This window comes from Streptomyces iconiensis, assembly GCF_028657195.3.
GTDB lineage: Bacteria > Actinomycetota > Actinomycetes > Streptomycetales > Streptomycetaceae > Streptomyces > Streptomyces iconiensis.
Genome location: NZ_JANCPR020000015.1, coordinates 20147 through 38629 on the forward strand (window position 1 = coordinate 20147; position 18483 = coordinate 38629).

The window sequence follows — 18483 nt, forward strand, 5'->3', positions numbered from 1 at the left end:
GTGTCCCTACCGCCCTGAAGCACGGCCTCCGCCTACTCTTCCGCCCATGACAGCGGCTCGGACATCGATGGCGGGGGGCTCCGGCGGAGTGGAAGGCACGGACGGTACGGACGGCGACGGCGGCGGCAGCGACTCCTCTCTTCCCACGCCCTTCCGGCAGGCCGTCACGGCACTGAGCGAGGCAAGGCCGCGCGGCGAGGTGCGCATCTCACCGCTGCCCGCGCCGCGGCGCCTGGCCCCGTACGCGTTCGCGGTGGAGGCCGCCGTCACCGACCCCGAGGACCCGGCCCAGGAACTGGCCGACGGACGCTTCGTGCTGCTGCACGACCCGGAGGGCCAGGACTCCTGGCAGGGCACTTTCCGCGTGGTGACGCTCGGCAGGGCCGAACTGGAGGCGGAGATCGCGGCAGACCCGCTGCTGCCCGAGGTGACCTGGACCTGGCTGACCGGCGCGCTGGAAGCCCGGGGTGCGGGTTACGCGGAGCCGAGTGGAACGGTCACGCGGTCGAGTTCCGCATTTTTCGGCGGACTCTCCGAGCGCGCGGCCGAAGAGTTGCTGGAGATCCGCGCGAGCTGGACGCCGGAGGGCGCGACACCTGACGCCGCCGCACATCTCGCGGCCTGGTGCGAACTGCTCTGCCAGTGTGCGGGGTTGCCGCCGGAGTCCGGTGACCCCGGCGGTGTCGTCCAGCTTCCGCAGCGGCGGGGTCCGCACTAGCGCCCTCGCGGGGTGCCTTTCGCAAGAGAGTGCCCCCTTGCGTGCTTCGCGGGCCGACTGTCCGCCGTGGCTTGTCGCGCGGTTCCCCGCGCCCCTGACGGGGCTCGGCTCCTCGCGCCCCGGCGGGGCTCCTTGCCACTCCTGCCATGCGGGCGGAAAAGAATGCGGGCGCGCATTCCCGCACGGTCACGGTGACGGAACTTTGTAGACAAAGGAATCTTTCTGCCCCACTGAATACGGCGGGAAACAGGGAACGGGGAAATCCGGGTCATCAATTCGTGATCTTTCTCTAAAGGCGGACGGAAGAGGTGCCGAAGGAGTCTGTGACCCTTCCACACGGAATAACCGACTCGCTCGGATCCGTCCCTCAGCCACTCCCGCAGGAGGCCCGGTGTCTGTTCTCCTTGAGCACCCCACAAGCCTGGTCGCCTACCGCCCGAACAAGCCGACGGCCATGGTGGTCGTGGCCGACCCCCGCGTCCGTTCGACCGTGACCCGCCACCTGTGGGCTCTCGGCGTACGGGACGTGATCGAGGCGTCGTCGATCGCGGAGGCCCGTCCCCGAGTCGGTAACCCACGCGATATCTGCGTGGCCGATGTGCACCTCCCCGACGGTTCGGGGCTCAGCCTGTTGTCGGAGACCAGGGCGGCGGGCTGGCCCAACGGCCTCGCGCTGTCGGCCGCCGACGACATCGGCGCCGTACGCAACGCCCTCGCGGGCGGCGTCAAGGGCTACGTCGTCACCGGAACGCGCACGAACCTCGGCGGCCCCATGCCCACGCGGCACGGAGCGGCACCCATCGGAGCGGCGGCGGCACGCATGCACCGCAGGCCGGGCGGCGGTCCCGGCGGTCCAGGACACCCCGGCGGCTACCGCGAGCTGTCGGGCCGCGAGGTCGAGGTGCTGCGCCTCGTGGCCGAGGGCCAGTCCAACAAGGCGATCGGCGTCTCGATGGGCCTGTCGGCGCTGACCGTCAAGAGCCATCTCGCGCGCATCGCGCGCAAGCTGGGAACGGGCGACCGCGCGGGGATGGTCGCCGTGGCCCTGCGGACCGGCATCATCCACTGACCCTCCCCTCGCGCTCCCGCCGAGCCCTCCACCCCATTCCCGGAAGCGCCCGTCGACGTAACGTTCCGTCGGCGGGCGCTTCGCAGTGCGTGCACACGGATACCCTTGACTGGTGACCGACGCCCAAGAGACCGCATCAGCAAACGCAGCTCAGGCCCCTCTCCAGGACCCCGGTCCGGCGCCGGTCCCTCTCCTGGAGCCGCGTGAGGGCATTCCACCCGTGATCGTCACGGACGATGAGCTGGCCCGGGTCACCTCGGCCTTCGCTGAGGCGACGGGCCCGGTGGCCGTCGATGCCGAGCGCGCCTCCGGTTACCGCTACGGCCAGCGTGCCTATCTGGTGCAGCTGCGGCGGCAGGGCGCGGGCACCGCGCTGGTGGACCCCGTCGCCTGTCCCGATCTCTCGGGGCTCGACGCGGCGATCGCGGACACCGAGTGGGTGCTGCACGCCGCCACGCAGGACCTGCCGTGTCTGCGTGAGATAGGTATGCGGCCCACGCGGCTGTTCGACACGGAGCTGGCCGGGCGGCTGGCCGGCTTCGCGCGGGTGGGGCTGGGCGCGATGGTCGAGAACGTGCTCGGCTACGCGCTGGAGAAGGGGCACTCCGCCGTCGACTGGTCCACCCGGCCGCTCCCCGAGCCCTGGCTGCGGTACGCGGCGCTGGACGTGGAGCTGCTGGTCGACCTGCGGGACGCGCTGGAGGAGGAGCTGGAGCAGCAGGGCAAACTGGAGTGGGCGCGCGAGGAGTTCGCCGCGATCGCCTCGGCGCCGGCCCCGCCGCCGCGCAAGGACCCGTGGCGGCGCACGTCGGGCATGCACAAGGTGCGCAGGCGCCGGCAGATGGCCGTCGTACGGGAGCTGTGGCTGGCGCGGGACGCGGTGGCCCAGCGGCGGGACGTGTCGCCCGGCAAGGTGCTCACCGACGCGGCGATCGTGGAGGCCGCGCTCGCGATGCCTCCGCACGCGCGTGCGCTGTCGGCGCTGCCGGGCTACGGGCAGCGGATGGGCCGTAAGCAGCTGGACCAGTGGCAGGCGGCCGTCGAGCGCGCGAAGGAGCTGCCCGAAGCTGAGCTGCCGCAGCAGAGCCAGGTGCCCAACGGTCCGCCGCCGCCCCGCTCCTGGGCCGAGAAGGACCCGGCCGCCGCCGCGCGGCTGACCGCCGCGCGTGCGGCTGTCACGGAGCGCGCCGAGGAGCTGAACCTGCCGCAGGAGAACCTGCTGAGTCCCGACTCGGTGCGGCGGCTGTGCTGGGAGCCCCCGGGCGGCGGCGACGGCCCCTCGGAGGAGACGGTCGGCGAGGCGCTGCGGGGTCTGGGCGCGCGCGAGTGGCAGATCGGACAGACGGTGGAACTGCTGACCGTGGCGCTGTCAGCGACGGAGTGAGCCGGGCGGTACCGCTCAGCCGTTGAGCGTTTTCCTGGGCGGGAGGCGCGTTCGGTGATGTGACGTGTGCCCTTCCGCCAGGGCGGGCCTTGCCAGGTGGTTACCCACAAGTAGCATGGAGGTCGACCGACCCCCGGCCGCACCTGGAGGAGAGCCAACGTGCCTCGTACCGCTAGGGATGTCGTCTTTGTCGACGGCGTCCGCACACCGTTCGGCAAGGCGGGCCCCAAGGGCATCTATCACGAGACGCGCGCCGACGACCTGGTCGTCAAGTGCATCCGTGAGCTGCTGCGCCGCAACCCGGACCTGCCTCCGGAGCGCATCGACGAGGTCGCGCTCGCCGCGACCACGCAGATCGGCGACCAGGGCCTGACCCTCGGCCGCACCGCCGGGATCCTCGCGGGACTGCCGCAGAGCGTGCCCGGATACTCCATCGACCGGATGTGCGCGGGCGCGATGACGGCCGTGACGACGACCGCGGGCTCGATCGCCTTCGGCGCGTACGACATCGTCGTCGCCGGTGGCGTCGAGCACATGGGGCGGCACCCCATGGGTGAGGGCGTCGACCCCAACCCGCGCTTCGTCTCCGAGAAGCTGGTCGACCAGTCCGCGCTGTTCATGGGCATGACGGCCGAGAACCTGCACGACCGCTACCCGCACCTGACCAAGGAGCGCGCCGACGCGTTCGCCGTCGGCAGCCAGGAGAAGGCGGCCAAGGCGTACGCCAACGGGCAGGTACAGGCCGACCTGGTGCCGGTGTCGATCCGGCGCACCTCGCCCGAGGGCGGGGAGACCGGCTGGGGGCTGGCCACGGCCGACGAGCCGATGCGGCCCGGCACCACGATGGAGAACCTCGCCGGACTGAAGACGCCCTTCCGCGCGCACGGCAGGGTCACGCCCGGCAACGCGGCGGGGCTCAACGACGGCGCGACCGCCTCCCTGATCGCCGCCGAGGACGTGGCACAGGAGATGGGCCTGCCGGTCAAGATGCGGCTGGTCTCCTACGCCTTCGCCGGTGTCGAGCCCGAGGTGATGGGCGTGGGACCGATCCCGGCCACCGAGAAGGCCCTCGCCAAGGCGGGTCTCTCGATCGACGAGATCGGCCTGTTCGAGATCAACGAGGCGTTCGCCGTGCAGGTGCTCTCGCTGCTCGACCACTACGGCATCGCCGACGACGACCCGCGCGTCAACCAGTACGGCGGCGCCATCGCCTACGGGCACCCGCTGGCCTCCTCCGGTGTGCGGCTGATGACCCAGCTCGCCAGGCAGTTCGAGGAGCAGCCGCACGTCCGCTACGGCATCACCACCATGTGCGTCGGCTTCGGCATGGGCGGGACCGTCATCTGGGAGAACCCCCACTGGGAGGGCAACAAGTGAGTAGCAAAACCGAGCTGCTGAAGGGCGCGGCAGAGCTGTTCCCCGACGAGGTCGTCACACAGGCGCATGTGCGCCACCTCGATCTGCCCTACGGCGCGGGGAAGTTCGCCCTCATCACGCTGGACAACGGCCTGGACCACACCAAGCCGACCACCTTCGGGCCGCAGTCGCTGGCCAACCTCGACGTGGCGATCGACCAGGTCGAGAAGGAGGCGGCGGAAGGGCGGATCAAGGGCGTCGGGATCACGGGCAAGCCGTTCATCTTCGCCGTCGGCGCCGACCTCAAGGGCGTCGAGCTGCTGCGCAAGCACGAAGAGGCCGTCGCCATCGGCAAGGGCGGCCACGACGTCTTCAAGCGCCTCGCCTCGCTGGCCGTTCCCACGTTCGCGTACTACAACGGCGCCGCCATGGGCGGCGGTGTCGAGGTCGGGCTGCACTGCACCTACCGCACCGTCTCGGCCGCGCTGCCCGCCTTCTCGCTGCCCGAGGTCTTCCTCGGCCTCGTACCGGGCTGGGGCGGCTGCGCGCTGCTGCCGAACCTCATCGGCGCCGACCGCGCGGTCAGCGTCATCATCGAGAACTCGCTCAACCAGAACCGGCAGCTCAAGGGCAAGCAGGTCTACGAACTCGGCATCGCCGACGCGCTGTTCGAGGGTGCCGACTTCCTGGAGGAGTCGCTGCGCTGGACCGCCTCCGTGCTCAAGGGCGAGATCGAGGTCGTACGGGCCGAGATCGACCGCGGTGAGGCGTGGGACGCGGCCGTCGAGCGCGGCAAGGAGATCGCCGACAGCAAGGTGCACGGCGCGGCGCCCGCGGCCTACCGCGCGCTGGACATCATCGCCGGGGCCAAGAGCGGCGATCTGCGGCAGGGCTTCGACGCCGAGACGCAGGCTCTCGCCGACCTCATCATGGGCGGCGAACTGCGCAGCGGCATCTACGCGTTCAACCTCGTGCAGAAGCGGGCCAAGCGGCCGGCGGGCGCCCCGTCCAAGGACCTGGCGCGGCCGGTCACCAAGGTCGGTGTCGTCGGTGCCGGGCTGATGGCCTCACAGCTCGGCCTGCTGTTCGCACGCCGCCTTGAGGTGCCGGTCGTGCTGACCGACATCGACCAGGAGCGCGTCGACAAGGGCGTGGCCTACTGCCACGAGGAGATCGACAAGCTGCTGCTCAAGGGCCGCGTCAACCAGGACAAGGCCAACCGCCTCAAGGCCCTGGTGACCGGTTCGCTCGACAAGGCAGCCGCCTTCTCCGACGCCGACTTCGTCATCGAGGCGGTCTTCGAGGAAATGGGCGTCAAGCAGAAGGTGTTCGCCGAGGTCGAGGCGGTCGTGCCGGAGCACGCCATCCTCGCCACCAACACCTCCTCGCTGTCCGTCTCGGAGATGGCCTCGCAGCTCAAGCACCCCGAGCGGGTCGTGGGCTTCCACTTCTTCAACCCCGTCGCGATCCTGCCGCTCCTGGAGATCGTGCGCGGTGAGCGGACCGACGACGCCTCGCTGGCCACGGCCTTCGGCGTCGCGAAGAAGCTGAAGAAGACCGCGGTGCTGGTGAAGGACGCCCCGGCGTTCGTCGTCAACCGCGTACTGACCCGGTTCCTCGGCGAGGTGCTGCGCTCCATCGACGAGGGCACCCCCGTGGAGGTCGCCGACCGCGCGCTCGCTCCGCTCGGGCTGCCGATGTCGCCCATCGTGCTGTTGGAGCTGGTCGGCCCCGCCGTCGCACACCATGTCGCGGGCACGCTGCACGCGGCGTTCCCCGACCGGTTCGCCGTCTCGGAGAACCTCGGGCGTGTGGTCGAGGCCGGCAAGCGCAACCTGTATGTGCCGGGTACGCAGCAGCTGGACCCGGAGGTCGCCGCGCTCTTCCAGACCGGGAACGAGGTCCTCAGCGAGGAGCAGGTGCGCGACCGCGCCCTGAACGCCATCGCGGAGGAAGTCCGGCTGATGCTGGACGAGGGCGTCGTCGCCGAGGCCCAGGACATCGACCTGTGCCTGATCACCGGCGCCGGCTGGCCCTTCCACCTGGGCGGCGTCACGCCGTACCTGGACCGTGAGGGCGTCAGCGAGCGGGTTGCCGGGCGGCGCTTCCTGGAGCCGGGAGGCGCCAGCGTGCCGGCTTGAGCCTCGCGTGAACCTCGCGTGGGGTGAGCGTTCGCGGGCTGTTGGGGGTGGCGGGGGACGCGGGCGGCTGCGGGTAGGTCGTGGCTGGTCGTGCTCACGCGGCGGAGCCGCACATGGATACAGTCCCGCGCCCCTGCGGGGCGCCCCCTCGGGGCGCCCCTCCCGGGACGGCCTCCCTCAGGGGAGTTCCATGACCTCCACTCCGAACGGGGCGAGGGTGACCTCGGGCAAGGGCGCACCGTCGGCTACGGGGCGTACCGTGCGGGTCTCCTCGGACTGGCTGATGAGCCAGGCGAAGCGGCGGCCGTCCTCGTGGACGAGGGTGTCGGCGTGCACCAGCGGGTCGGGGACCGTCACCGGCCGCGCGACGCCCGCGAGTTCGGCGAGCGCCGCGTACAGGCGCGGGGTGTCGTCGGGGTTGGCGCGCGGCGTCCCGGCGGCGAGGACCTCCAGCGGGTAGGTGCACAGCACCGTCTCGCCCGCGCCGATCCGGTGCCGCAGCACGGCGGCGCGTCCGTGCGCGTCCGTGGCGACGACGCGGGCCCCGTCGGCCTCGACGGGGAGGAAAGCGAGGCTGTCGTCGGCGCCACGGTAGCCGCCCGTGGGGAAGCGCAGCACGTCGCCGGCGCGCAGGCTGCCGAAGTCCTCCCTGAAGGTGATCTCGACGGTCTCGTCGGTGACCGGCTCTGCGAGCCCGTACGAGAGCTGGAGCCGGACCCCGAACAGCCCGTTCAGGTCCTGGAACCAGGGGCCGCGCGTCGTGCCCTGGTCGCCGGAGAGGTACGAGAGGTAGACGGTGGCGCCGCCGCGCGCCAGCTCTTCGAGGTGGACGCGGGTGGGTGCGAGGAGCAGCCGGGTGGAGGGCAGCAGATAGAGCTTGCCGTCCTCGGGGAGGCCGTCACGCTCCCGGGCGAGGGCGAGCGGGAGGTCGGCGAGGCGGGCCGTGGTGTAGCTCTGGCGCAGCGCCTCGAAGATGACGGGGCGGTCGAGGCCGTAGCCGAAGGGGTAGCCGCGCTCCAGGAACGTGGGGACGACCAGCGCCGCGTCCGTGTCGGCGCGGCGGCAGCGCGCGAAGTCGACACGTTCCAGCACCTCGGCGAAAGCGGCGAGTTCGCGCAGCGGCGGCTTGGGGCCGCCCGCGCTGTCGGTGATGCCGAAGTGCATCTCGAAGCCGTGGTGGTCGTAAGGCGACTGTTCGAGCAGGTGGTCGTAGTCTGTGTTGTTCCACGCGAGCCAGCCCGTGCTGCCCGCCAGCAGGGAGTTGTGCAGGGTCTGGCGGTAGTACGTGGCGGCGTTCTCGTCGGAGACGAAGTCGGTGGAGAGCCCGAACTCCTCCAGGATCACCGGCTTTCCGGCGACGGCCGCCAGCTCGCACTCGAACGCCGCACGGTGGTGCTGGCGTATGCGGTCGTTCTCCATGCGGTAGACGTGCGGGCCGGCGAAGTCGATGATCCCGGCGGTGTCACGCAGCGAGAAGCCGTTCTCCTTGCCGGAGACCTCCAGGCCCCAGGCGCCGTCGCCCAGCGAGACGGGCTGGGTGGCGCCGGCTGCGCGTACGGCGTTGACCATGGCCTCGGCCCAGGAGGTGACGTGCTCGCGGGGCGCGGCCTCTTCGCCCCTGATACGGCCGTAGATGGGCATCTCGTTGCTGATGAGCCAGGCGGTGACGGCCGGGTGGTCCTTGTAGCGTGACGCCATCTCCCTGGCGAACCACGCCTGCCGCGAGACCATCCACACGTCCGCGTACAGGTCGCGCCCTTCGCGCCAGGACGGGTCCCAGTTCTCGCCGGACATGTGGCCCACGATGAAGGTCGGGATGGTCGTCATCCCGGTCTCGCTGTGCGCTTCGAGGAAGTCCGCGTAGTGCGCGCACAGTTCCTCGTCGACCGTGTACGGGGTGGGCATGAAGTCGGGCCAGTAGAAGAACGAGCGCGTGCAGTTGAGGCCGTGCTCACGCAGGACCCGCAGCTCCTCGCGTACGACGCCGGGATCGTACGAGCGCCACATGAGCGGGCCACCGGTCCTGGACCAGAAGTTGGCGCCGAGCCAGGGGAGGGTTGCCGGGTCGTGGCTGAGCTGGGCACTGAATCGCTGCATGGGTAACTCCTGTAGTGCGGTGACAACGTGCGCCCCGAAGGGGTGCGGGACTGAGGTGAGAGCACACGGCTCTCCCGCGGACCAGAGCGGAGCGTCACATCTTGACCGCGCCCGTGATCAGCGCGGACTGCATCCGCCGCTGAAGCACCGTGTAGACGACATACACGGGCAGCAGCGTGAGAACGGTGGCCGCCGTGAGCACGCCGTAGTCGGTTCCGGACGTGGAGACGAGGGTGGGCAGCGCGAGCTGTGTCGTGCGCTGGTCGGGGTCGGGGCCGATGATGATGAGCGAGTAGAGGTACTCGTTCCAGAAGTTGAGGAAGTTGAGCAGTACGACGGCGGCGATGCCGGGCATGCTGATCGGCGCGTAGATGTGCCGCAGCACGGCGAGCGTGCCGGCGCCGTCCATCCGCGCCGCCTCCTCCAGTTCGGGCGGCACCGTCCGCATGAACTGCGTGAGCAGCACGACCGAGAGCGGCATCGCGGTGGCGGGCAGCAGCAGCACCATGAACGTACGGGTGTGGAAGAGGCCGGTCGCGGCGGCGAGCAGGAAGGTCGGGAAGAGCGCGGCGAACGTCGGGACGAGGAAGCCCAGTGAGAACGCGCGCTCCATCATCTTCGCAGCGCGCCCTGTGCTGCGTGCCAGCGCGAAGGAAGCGGGGAGCGCGAGGAACAGCGTGACGGCGAGCCCGCCGACGGTGACCAGCGCCGAGTTGGCGACGGCCTTCCCGAGCCCGCCGAGTTCGAAGGCGCGGGTGAAGTTGCCGGGTGACAGCGAGGTGGGCAGCGCGAGGGGGCTGGAGAAGATCGCGCCGTTGTCCTTGAAGGCCGAGGCGAGGAAGTAGTAGAGCGGAACGAGCAGCAGCGCCGCGTAGCCCCAGGCCAGCACGTGCGCGGGCAGCCACGAGAGGCGTATGCGCTTCATGACGGACGACCTCCGGTCAGTGGTTCTGGCGGAACGCGCGGCGGATGAGGAGCATCCCCACGAGCCCGAGGACGAAGAGGAAGACACCGACGGCCTGGCTGTAGCCGAGGTCGGCCTGGAGGAAGGCGCGTTGGTAGACGAGGAAGGACAGCGTGGAGGACGCGTTGCCGGGGCCGCCCTGGGTGAGCAGCAGCACATGCTGGGCCGAGCCGAAGAGCGTCCACAGGAACTGGAGCATCGTCGCGACGCCGAAGTAGTCGCGGATGATGGGGAAGTGGATGCTCCACATCGTGCGCCAGTGCCCCGCGCCGTCGAGCTGCGCCGCCTCCCCGATCTCCTCGCTGACGCTGCCGAGCCGGGCGGCGATGAGGACGGCGGTGAAGCCGATGCCCGCCCAGATGTCCAGGGCGATGATCGCGTAGAGGGCCGTACCCGAGTCGGCGAGCCAGACCTTCGCGAGGGAGCCGAGCCCGAGGTCGCGCAGGACGCCGTTGACGAGCCCGTCGGGTGACAGAGCTGCGTAGAAGAACATCGCCTTGGCCGGGGTGGAGATGAGCCCGGGGATGAAGAGGAGGTAGCGCAGTACGCGGTGGCCCGGCGGCCGTTGGGCGACGTAGTACGCGAGCATGTACGCGCAGACCATCATCACCGGCAGCGCGATCGCGAGCTGGGTGAGGGTGTTGCGGAACGCCTGCCAGAAGACGGGATCGTCCAGCACGGTGCGGTAGTTGTCGAGGCCGGCGAAGCTGCGGGGCTGGAGCATGCCAGGCCAGTGGAGCGAGGCGATCACGAAGATGGCGAGCACCGGGCCCACCATGAAGACCACGTACCAGACGAGCGCGGGCACGGCGAGCCATGTGCCGCCCTGCGCGCGTCGGCTGCCCCGCCGGCTGCCCCGCCCCCTGTCGGCGCGGGCGCCGCGGGCCGCCGGGGGTGACGGGTCAGCGGGCTGGGATGCGGTGCCGAGCACGGGCGCCGTCGACATGCGTCCTCCAACGGTGGGCTGTGGTGCGGGGGTTCGGGCGACAGGGTTCGCATCCGGGTCCGTGAGGCTGGGGACCCGGCCCGGGCTGACGCCGCGCGGTCGCGGCGTGCCGTTCAGGCGCCCGCGCTGCGGTACGCCTTCTCCAGCGCGGTACGTACCTTCCGCGCGTCGCTGCGGGGTGAGAAGGCGACGCCGGTGGCCTGGATGAGGGGCTGGGTGGCGGCGGCCGGTACGTAGATGTCCGGGGTGACCGCCTCGCTGACGTCGTTGTCGGTGAGCTTCTGCCCCGCAGCGACGAGGGGGTACTCGGTGCTGAACTGGTCGGTGCGCAGCGCCATGTCGCGGCCTCCGTGCACGAACCGGGAGACGGTCTCCTCGCTGTACATGAAGCGGATGAAGCGCTCGACGCGGTCGATCTTCTGCTCGCCGTTGGGGCTGATCCACATGCCCAGCGAGGCGTTGGCGCGCATGATCGTCGGCTTCTCGTGGACGGCGTCGTCGGGGATCGGCCATCCACCGACGGTGATGTGCTCGGCGGCGCTGCGGGGCACCTTGCCCATCGCGGACGAGAGCATCGAGGCGATGGCGGCCTTCTGGGTGCTGATCTGCGTCGTCATCAGGTCGGATGTGAGGCCCTGCGCGCTGTCGGCGAAGACGCCGCCCCTGCGCAGCTCGACGAAGAGTTCGATGCCGCGCCGGGCGCCGCGCGAGCCGCTGAAGTCGCCGGTGCGCATGACCTCCTTGGCCTCGGCAGGGCGCAGATACGTCTGCATGATCTGGAGCAGCAGCTTCTGGCCGCTCCAGTCGTTGCCGCCGATGGTGACGGGCGTGATGCCCTTACGGCGCAGCTTCTTGGCGGCCGACAGCAGCGCGTCGACGGTCGTCGGTATACCGTCCACGCCCGCCCGCTCCAGCAGGGTGGTGTTGAAGGCCACAGGCCAGTTGGTGCGCAGATACGGGAAGCCGCGCAGCCGTCCCTCGCCGTCGGTCCACTCCCGCAGCGGGCCCTGGAGCACCCTGTCGCGCAGTCCCCAGCGCTTCATATGGGCGTTGACGGGGACGGTGGCGCCGACCTCGGTCCAGGCGAGGGACTTGTCGTAGAGGTTGACGAGCACGATGTCGGCCTCTTTGCCCGCCAACTTGGAGGTCTCGTAGACCTGTTGGAGATCGTCGGCGTTGCTGAGCACCTTCACCGGGGTGCCGGGGTGGCGCTCGCGGAAGGTGTCGACGGCGGCGGCGAAGGCCGGTGCACCGGGGGTGCTGCCGCCCAGCTGGGAGTGGAGGACCAGGCCGTCCGGCTCGTATCCGCCGGTGAGCGAGCCGCACCCGGCGAGTGCCGGGGCCATCAGTCCACCGGCGGCCGTGGCCAGGAACCGGCGGCGGTTCAGGGCAGGGCACTGCTGGGAGACCCGACGCACGTCCGACACCTCCTCGTTGAGGGAGAGAGCAACTTCGGGGCCCAGTACAACCAGTTGCTGACAACGTTGTCTACAGTTCGTCGGAGACGAATACCAGCCGTTACCCTCCGGTGACCTCAGCCCCTCCGAGGCAGCCGGACGCGAGGGCCGCGGTGGTGGTCACGGCGGCGGGCGCGGCCGACGCCTGGGGCGCCCGGCCCCGTCGGCCGCGGTGGCCGGCCGCACAGGAGGAGGCGTAAAGCCGCAGGTGGGAGCGGGCAGCCCAACGGGAGGGCCGGGGGCAGGGGCTGCTCGCCCAGGCCCTGCCCCAGCCGTCGGGCCGCGGTGCCGGCCGCGTGCGGGACCGCGCCGTCCGCCTGCCCCGGTGGGCTCAGCCCTCCGCCGACTCCAGCCGCCGCAGCGCCATTTCGGCCAGCACGGCGGCGCCCACCGGCAGCGCACCGTCGTCGAAGACGGCGAGCCCCGAGTGGTTGAACGGGGCCTCCTCCGGCGGCACATCGGGCGGGCACGCGCTCAGTTGGAACTGGACGCCGGGTACGGCCTCCAGGACCCGGGAGAAGTCCTCGGAGACCATCAGCGGATCGCGCGAGAGCCGGAAGGAGCCTGGCCCGTACATGTCCGTGACGACCTCACGGGTGAGCGCGACCGCCTCCTCCGCGTGCACCATCGCGGGGTACTGCTCCTCGGCCCGTACGTCGGCGCGTACGCCGTGTGCCGCTGCGACCCCCTCGCACAGCGCCGTCGCACGCCGCAGGTAGTCGCGGAGCCCCTCGGTGGACGTACAGCGCACCGTGGCGCCGAAGTAGGCGTCCTCGGGGATGATGTTGGGCTTCGTGCCCGCGCTGACGTGGCCGACCGTGAGCACGAGGGGTTCGAAGGCCGGGACGGTCCGGGTGACCAGCGTCTGGAGCGCCGTGATCATCTCGGCCATGGCAGGGACCGGGTCGGCCGCCTGGTGGGGCGTGGAACCGTGTCCTCCCTTGCCCCTGACGGTGACGTGCAGTTCGCCGTTGGCGACCGTCTGGGTGCCGACACGGGTGTGGACGCCGCCGAGCGGATCGACGCCGTTCCCGTTGGAGGACACGTGCAGCGCGTAGGCGCCCACGAGCGGTGCGTCGGCGCCCGCCGCACCGAGGACGCCCTCCGCGATCATGGCGCCCGCGCCGTCGTACCCCTCCTCGCCCGGCTGGAACATGAAGACCACCGAGCCCGCCAGCTCCCCGCGCCGCGCGCACAACAGCTTCGCGGCGCCGACGAGCCCCGCCACGTGCAGGTCGTGGCCGCAGGCGTGCATGACGCCGTCCGTACGGGACACGTACGGGACGTCGGCCTCCTCGCGCAGCGGCAGCGCGTCCATGTCGCCGCGCAGCAGAACGGCGGGTCCCGGGCGGGCGCCGCGCAGCACGGCGGTGACGGAGCCGAGGGAGTCGCCCGTGGTGATCTCCAGCGGAAGTCCGTCGAGGGCGCGGAGCACCTTGGCCTGGGTGAGCGGGAGTTCGAGCCCCAGCTCGGGCTCGGCGTGCAGCGCGTGGCGCAGGGCGCTCAGTTCAGCGGCGAGCGCCTCGGCGTCCTGGCGCAGCCGCGCGTGCCGGGGAAGGGAGGTGGTCAGCTGGGTCATCAGTGCTTCTCCTCAACGGTGTTGCCGCCGCGCGCCACGAACAGTGCCAGCACGGCCGCGAGGACGCCGGCGCCGGCGCAGCAGCCCCATACGACGTGGTAGGCGGAGGCGGCGGGGATGTCGGTGCCCGCGAGCACCATGTTGCCGAGCACCACAGCGAAGACGCCGCCCGCGAGGCCGCCGGCGAGGGTGCGCACGGTGTTGTAGAGCCCGGCGGCGATGCCGGTCTGGTCCTCGGGCGCGTTCTCGGCGACGAGCGAGGGCAGTCCGCCCGAGAGCAGCCCGTTGCCGAACCCGCCCACGGCGATGGCCAGCACGAAGAAGGCGAGGCTGCCGTCGTGGACGACGACGGCGCCGTAACCCAGCGCCAGGATCACGGCGCCGAGCGCGACGGAGCCGCGCAGCCCGAGCCTGCGGGCGATACGCGTGTGCAGTTGGGCGCCCACGACGGCGGTCAGGGTCTGCGGCAGGGTGGCCCAGGCGATGCCGGAGGCCGACAGCGCGAAGCCGTATCCGTGCTCGTCGCTGGTGCCCAGGAACGTGGAGTTGGGCGACTGGGAGCCGAACAGCGCGATGGCGTACATCATCGAGGCGAGCATCACCGGCCACATCCGCAGCGTGCCCATCGCGCGCAGGTCGATGGCGGGTTCGTCGGTGCGCAGCTCCCACCAGGACCACACGGCCAGCACCAGCACGGCGCCCAGCAGCGGCAGCCACACCTCGGTCGCCGTCCAGCCGACGGAGGCGACCCGCGAGAGCGCGAACTGGAGCAGCAGCAGGCCCAGCGCGAGCCCCACGAACCCCGGTGCGTCGATGCGGCGCGCGGCCCGTACGACGGACTCGGGTATCAGCCGCAGCGCCGCGACGAGGCAGACGAGGGTGAGCACGGCGGGCACCAGCAGCGTCACCCGTACGTCCCCGGTCATGCCCTGCACCCAGCCGGAGAGGACGCTGCCGACGGCGAAGCCGGCGAGCATGCAGCCGATCAGCAGGCCGATGGCCCTGCGCGCGCCCTCGCCGCTGATGCGGTCGTGGACGATGGCTATCTCCAGCGGCAGCCAGGCGGACAGCGGGCCCATCAGGAAGCGACCGAGCAGCACCATCGGCATGGACGGCGCGAGCGCGACGAGCACGGCGCCGACGAGTGTCGCCGCGACAGCGACGCGCAGCAGCCTGCGGTGCCCGTACATGTCGCCGAGCTTGGTGAGGACGGGCACGCTGACGGCGGCCGACAGGAGCTGCATGCTGACGACCCAGCCGAGCGCGCCGGGCGAGGTGCCGTGCAGCGCGCCGAGCGCGGGCAGCAGAGGAGGCAGAAAGCCCTGGTGGATGCCGCTGATCAGCTCGACGAATGCCATGAAGCCGACGGCTCCGTAGGCACCGCGCAGCGGCGTGCGGGTCTGGCTCTGTGGTGGTGGCGCGGTCGCTGAACCGGCGGGTGCGGCGGGGACGCTCATGGTGACGGTGTGCTCCTGGGTCCGGTCCTGGCCCCCAGGGGGCGGCCGGACGAACGGGGAATCCGTGAAGTGCGCGGCATACGCGACGTGGGGGCGGGTGGGGACACATGGGACTTACGGGCGTAAAGGCATGCGGGCGTAAGGGCGTATCGGCGTACGACCGCAAGGGCATGCGGGGGTGCGTGACGGAGGGGGCGTTCGGGCGTGCGTGACGACGGAGAGGGCATACGGCCGTAAGGGCATACGGCCGTGCTGAGGTACGGGCAGGGCGCAGGGGCGGGCACCCACCGCGCCGTTGAGGAGGGTGCCCGGGCAAGAATGCGCGGGGCACCGCTGTCTACGCGCGGAACATGTCACGATCCGTCGCGGCGTAGGGTGCCATTGATGGAATCCGTCGGCCTCTCCGAACTCGACCTGCGGCTGCTGCACGCACTCCAGATCCATCCGCGCGCCCCGTGGACGGTCGTCGGGGACGTGCTCGGCGTCAGCGCACCCACCGTGGCCCGCCGCTGGACCCGTATCCACGAGGCCGGGCTCGCCTGGGTGACCGCGTACCACCCGCAGCTGCTGGGCGGCGTGGGCGATCCGGTCAGCGCCTACGTCGCCGCCGAGTGCGCCCCCGGTACGGCCGCCGCCGCTGCCGAGGCGCTGGCGGCGCACCCCGAGACGCTGTCCGTCGAGCTGACGGCGGGCGCGTGCGAGCTGTTCGTGACGGTGGGAGCCGCCGACCGCACCGCGCTGGCCGACTATCTCCTCGGCCCCTTCGGACAGGTGCCGGGGCTCCTGCGGACCCGCACCTCCTGGGTGACGCGGCTGTGGCTGGAGGGCAGCAGATGGCGGCTGCGCACCCTGGACCGCGCCAGCGCCCGCGCGCTGCGTGACGCGGCAGGCGGCGTCCAGCGCACCCGTACGGCCACTCCCCCGGCCCGTGACCCGGTGGACGAACAGCTGATCGCGCTGCTCGCCGAGGACGGCCGCACCCCGTACGCGCGGCTCGCGCAGGAGTGCGGGATCGGTGAGGCGACGGCCAGGCGGCGGCTCGCCGCGCTGCTGCGCTCTGGCCGGCTGGCACTGCGCTGCGACGTGGCGTGGGAGGCGGCGGGCTGGCCGGTGACCGCGACACTGTGGGCACGCGTACCGGCGGACCGGCTGGAGGAGACGGCACGCGCGCTGACGACGCTGCCGGAGGCGCGGCTGGTGGCGACCTGTGTCGGCGAGGCCGATCTCGTCCTCGGCCTGTGGCTCCCCGCGCTCGCCGAGGTGCACCGCGTGGCCGCACACCTCAACAGGCGCTTCCCCGGGCTCGAACCCGTGCGCTGGCTCACCGGACTGCGCGGCATCAAACGGGTCGGCCGGCTCCTGGACGCCGACGGCCGCGCGACGGGCTGGGTACCGCGCGCCGACTGATACGGCGAGCCCGCCGTGCGGTCGGCGCCGTGACGGCCGTCGGGGGCGGGGCAGTCAGCGGGGGCGCCGGCGGGTCAGTGTGCGCGTGCGCGCGGGAACGGGCGGCGAACGCGTGGGACGGGGCGGGCGGCGGGGCCGGTCAGCGGGCGCGGGAGCCCGTGGCGAGGACGTAGAAGTCGGTGCCGTCGATGGTCGCGACCTTCTCGTAGCGGCGCTCGATCTGCGCACGCAGGGTGGGCATGCGCTCGACGCCGTACTTCTTGTCGCGGGAGTCGTCGACGATCAGTTCGGGAGGCCGCCGGCTCAGCTCCCGCACGAAGTACGGCCAGGCGCCGTCCATCCCGTACCGCTCCCCCACCCTCGCCTCGCCGCGCCCGCCGCTGAAGTTGGTGAGGAAGCCCGCCGTCAGATAGCGGGAGGCCGGGGAGCGCCCGGCCAGCCAGTAGCCCTCGGGGTGCATGCCCCACAGCAGTACGGGGTCCCTGGGGTCGGTGTACGCGCGGATGGTGTCGGCGACGCGGTGCGCGTGGTCCAGTTCGCCACGCTGCGCCGCGAGCCCCCAGCCGACGAACCCGGAGGCCAGCAGCGCGGTCAGTGCCACGGCGAGCGTCGCGACGCGCGGGCGCAGCTCGTGCAGCGCGGCGGCGCCGAGCAGGGCGAGGGCAGGAACGAGCTGGAGGAAGTAGTGCCCGAAGAATTGGAAGCCGACCACCGTCGCCGCCAGCGAGGCGGCCAGCCACACCCACAGGTCGGCGGCCTCCCTCAGTCTGCGGTGCGCGGAGAAGACGACGGCGCAGAGCGCCACCAGGAGCGGCAGGAAAGCCAGCGTCAGCAGCCCCAGACCGCCGAGCGCACGCAGCAGCGGCCGGAACCCGGCCCCGTCGGCCGACAGATACGAACCGGAACCCGTCGCGACCCAGTAGACGAACTTCCACGGGCCGAAGAGGAAAGCGCAGAACCCGACAGGAAGCACAGCGCCCGCACCCAGCCGCAGCACCGCCGGCCACCCCGCGCGGGACTGCCACAGCAGGAACAGCGCGGGCAGCAGCACCGCGCCCCCGGTCTGCTTCGCCAGCACGGCACCCGCGACGGCGAGCCCTGCCCCCAGCCAACGCGCCCGCTCGGCGCACCAGATGGCGGCGACCGTCCACGGCAGCATGAACACCTCGAACGTGGCCGCCTGTGTGTCCTCCGGGTTGAGCCCCACCGACAGCAGGACGTAGCCGACGGACGCCGTCCACGCGGCGCGCACACCCCAGCGGCGCAGCGCGATCGAGGCGATCAGCCCGGCACCCACCAGAACGGCCAGCACCGCCAGGACCCGTACCGGCCACAGCGAACCGTCGCCGAACACGGCGAAGGCGCCCTGGTAGAGCCAGGGCACGAGCGGAGGCTTACGGTCCACGACGGTGTCGTAGAGCACGCCCCCGTCCGCGAGTTGACGGGACTGGGTGGCGAGGAAGCCCTCGTCCGGGTTCCAGAGCGTCCGCGCGAAGGAGGGCACACGCGTGAGGACCGCCAGCACGGCGAGCGTGGGCAACAGCCGCAGCCAGAGCCCCGGCGCCCGTCCCCCGCCCCGCTCACACTGCGGGGGGACCCGGACGCCCTTGGTGCCCGGTACATAACACTCGGAGGAGGACTGCGGCATACGCCCCAACCTAGCGGAGCGCCCTCCCCGCCCACGGGGCCCCTGCCGTTGCGCGGCGCCGGGCTGGTTCCAGCCCGTCCGGCGCTTGAGGACGAGCGCGAGCGAGGCAGGAACGGAAGGACCGCGTCCGGCGCCGGGCGCACAACCGGGCCGGGCCGGAGAACGCCTCGTCCAAGCCGTCACATACGACGGGCGCTGCGTCCACGTCCCACACATACGTGTGCCTGTACGCACGCGGACACGCATGCGTACAGGCACAG

13 protein-coding genes are annotated in these 18483 nt (G+C 71.8%); 6 read left to right on the forward strand and 7 right to left on the reverse strand.

What is annotated here, in order from left to right; translation table 11 throughout:
- Positions 1-46: 46 nt before the first annotated feature.
- The 5 genes from NMN56_RS16800 to NMN56_RS16820 all read left to right on the forward strand — a co-directional run bounded on the left by NMN56_RS16800 (position 47) and on the right by NMN56_RS16820 (position 6668).
- A complete protein-coding gene (locus NMN56_RS16800) occupies positions 47-718 on the forward strand; it encodes a DUF3000 domain-containing protein (protein WP_274045403.1) in 672 nt (223 codons plus the stop codon).
- Between the two features lie 391 nt (positions 719-1109).
- Positions 1110-1787, forward strand: coding sequence for a LuxR C-terminal-related transcriptional regulator (locus NMN56_RS16805; protein ID WP_274045401.1), 678 nt, complete (start codon positions 1110-1112; stop codon positions 1785-1787).
- A gap of 112 nt (positions 1788-1899) precedes the next feature.
- Positions 1900-3171, forward strand: coding sequence for a ribonuclease D (locus NMN56_RS16810; RefSeq protein WP_274045400.1), 1272 nt, complete (start codon positions 1900-1902; stop codon positions 3169-3171).
- Positions 3172-3330: 159 nt separating this feature from the next.
- The gene (locus NMN56_RS16815; protein ID WP_274045399.1) at positions 3331-4548 is read left to right on the forward strand and encodes a thiolase family protein; all 1218 of its coding nucleotides are present in this window, start codon (positions 3331-3333) and stop codon (positions 4546-4548) included.
- Positions 4545-6668 carry a 3-hydroxyacyl-CoA dehydrogenase NAD-binding domain-containing protein gene (locus tag NMN56_RS16820; protein ID WP_274045398.1) on the forward strand — a complete coding sequence of 708 codons (2124 nt, stop codon included), beginning with the start codon at positions 4545-4547 and terminating at the stop codon, positions 6666-6668. The genes NMN56_RS16815 and NMN56_RS16820 overlap by 4 nt, the downstream gene beginning before the upstream one ends.
- A 177-nt stretch (positions 6669-6845) precedes the next feature.
- Here the strand turns inward: NMN56_RS16820 and NMN56_RS16825 are convergent, their stop codons facing one another.
- From NMN56_RS16825 to NMN56_RS16850, 6 genes are all read right to left on the reverse strand, one after another.
- Positions 6846-8765: a cellulase family glycosylhydrolase gene (locus NMN56_RS16825; RefSeq protein ID WP_274045396.1), complete on the reverse strand. Its 1920-nt coding sequence runs from the start codon at positions 8763-8765 to the stop codon at positions 6846-6848.
- 94 nt (positions 8766-8859) lie between these two features.
- A complete protein-coding gene (locus NMN56_RS16830; protein WP_274045395.1) occupies positions 8860-9690 on the reverse strand; it encodes a carbohydrate ABC transporter permease in 831 nt (276 codons plus the stop codon).
- Between the two features lie 16 nt (positions 9691-9706).
- Positions 9707-10675, reverse strand: a complete 969-nt coding sequence (locus tag NMN56_RS16835) for a carbohydrate ABC transporter permease (protein WP_274045393.1) — start codon at positions 10673-10675, stop codon at positions 9707-9709.
- A 113-nt stretch (positions 10676-10788) separates the two neighbouring features.
- Complete coding sequence (locus NMN56_RS16840) at positions 10789-12021, reverse strand: ABC transporter substrate-binding protein (RefSeq protein WP_274045469.1); 1233 nt, start codon at positions 12019-12021, stop codon at positions 10789-10791.
- Positions 12022-12463: 442 nt separating this feature from the next.
- Positions 12464-13711 carry a M20 metallopeptidase family protein gene (locus NMN56_RS16845; RefSeq protein WP_274045392.1) on the reverse strand — a complete coding sequence of 416 codons (1248 nt, stop codon included), beginning with the start codon at positions 13709-13711 and terminating at the stop codon, positions 12464-12466.
- Positions 13711-15168 carry an MFS transporter gene (locus NMN56_RS16850; RefSeq protein WP_274045391.1) on the reverse strand — a complete coding sequence of 486 codons (1458 nt, stop codon included), beginning with the start codon at positions 15166-15168 and terminating at the stop codon, positions 13711-13713. Before NMN56_RS16850 ends, NMN56_RS16845 begins: the two co-directional genes overlap by 1 nt.
- 384 nt (positions 15169-15552) lie before the next feature.
- Between NMN56_RS16850 and NMN56_RS16855 the strand changes: the two genes are divergently transcribed.
- A complete protein-coding gene (locus NMN56_RS16855; RefSeq protein WP_274045390.1) occupies positions 15553-16575 on the forward strand; it encodes an Lrp/AsnC family transcriptional regulator in 1023 nt (340 codons plus the stop codon).
- A gap of 139 nt (positions 16576-16714) precedes the next feature.
- On the opposite strand, the gene NMN56_RS16860 is transcribed toward NMN56_RS16855, so the two are convergent.
- Complete coding sequence (locus NMN56_RS16860) at positions 16715-18223, reverse strand: ArnT family glycosyltransferase (RefSeq protein WP_274045389.1); 1509 nt, start codon at positions 18221-18223, stop codon at positions 16715-16717.
- Positions 18224-18483 lie beyond the last annotated feature (260 nt).

Bases quoted from the DNA above. Each gene is read 5' to 3' on its own strand.
- NMN56_RS16855 (WP_274045390.1), top strand. From the start codon at position 15,553: ATGGAATCCGTCGGCCTCTCCGAACTCGACCTGCGGCTGCTGCACGCA.
- NMN56_RS16845 (WP_274045392.1), bottom strand. From the start codon at position 13,711: ATGACCCAGCTGACCACCTCCCTTCCCCGGCACGCGCGGCTGCGCCAG.
- NMN56_RS16840 (WP_274045469.1), bottom strand. From the start codon at position 12,021: ATGGCCCCGGCACTCGCCGGGTGCGGCTCGCTCACCGGCGGATACGAG.
- NMN56_RS16800 (WP_274045403.1), top strand. From the start codon at position 47: ATGACAGCGGCTCGGACATCGATGGCGGGGGGCTCCGGCGGAGTGGAA.
- NMN56_RS16830 (WP_274045395.1), bottom strand. From the start codon at position 9,690: ATGAAGCGCATACGCCTCTCGTGGCTGCCCGCGCACGTGCTGGCCTGG.
- NMN56_RS16850 (WP_274045391.1), bottom strand. From the start codon at position 15,168: ATGAGCGTCCCCGCCGCACCCGCCGGTTCAGCGACCGCGCCACCACCA.
- NMN56_RS16860 (WP_274045389.1), bottom strand. From the start codon at position 18,223: ATGCCGCAGTCCTCCTCCGAGTGTTATGTACCGGGCACCAAGGGCGTC.
- NMN56_RS16825 (WP_274045396.1), bottom strand. From the start codon at position 8,765: ATGCAGCGATTCAGTGCCCAGCTCAGCCACGACCCGGCAACCCTCCCC.
- NMN56_RS16835 (WP_274045393.1), bottom strand. From the start codon at position 10,675: ATGTCGACGGCGCCCGTGCTCGGCACCGCATCCCAGCCCGCTGACCCG.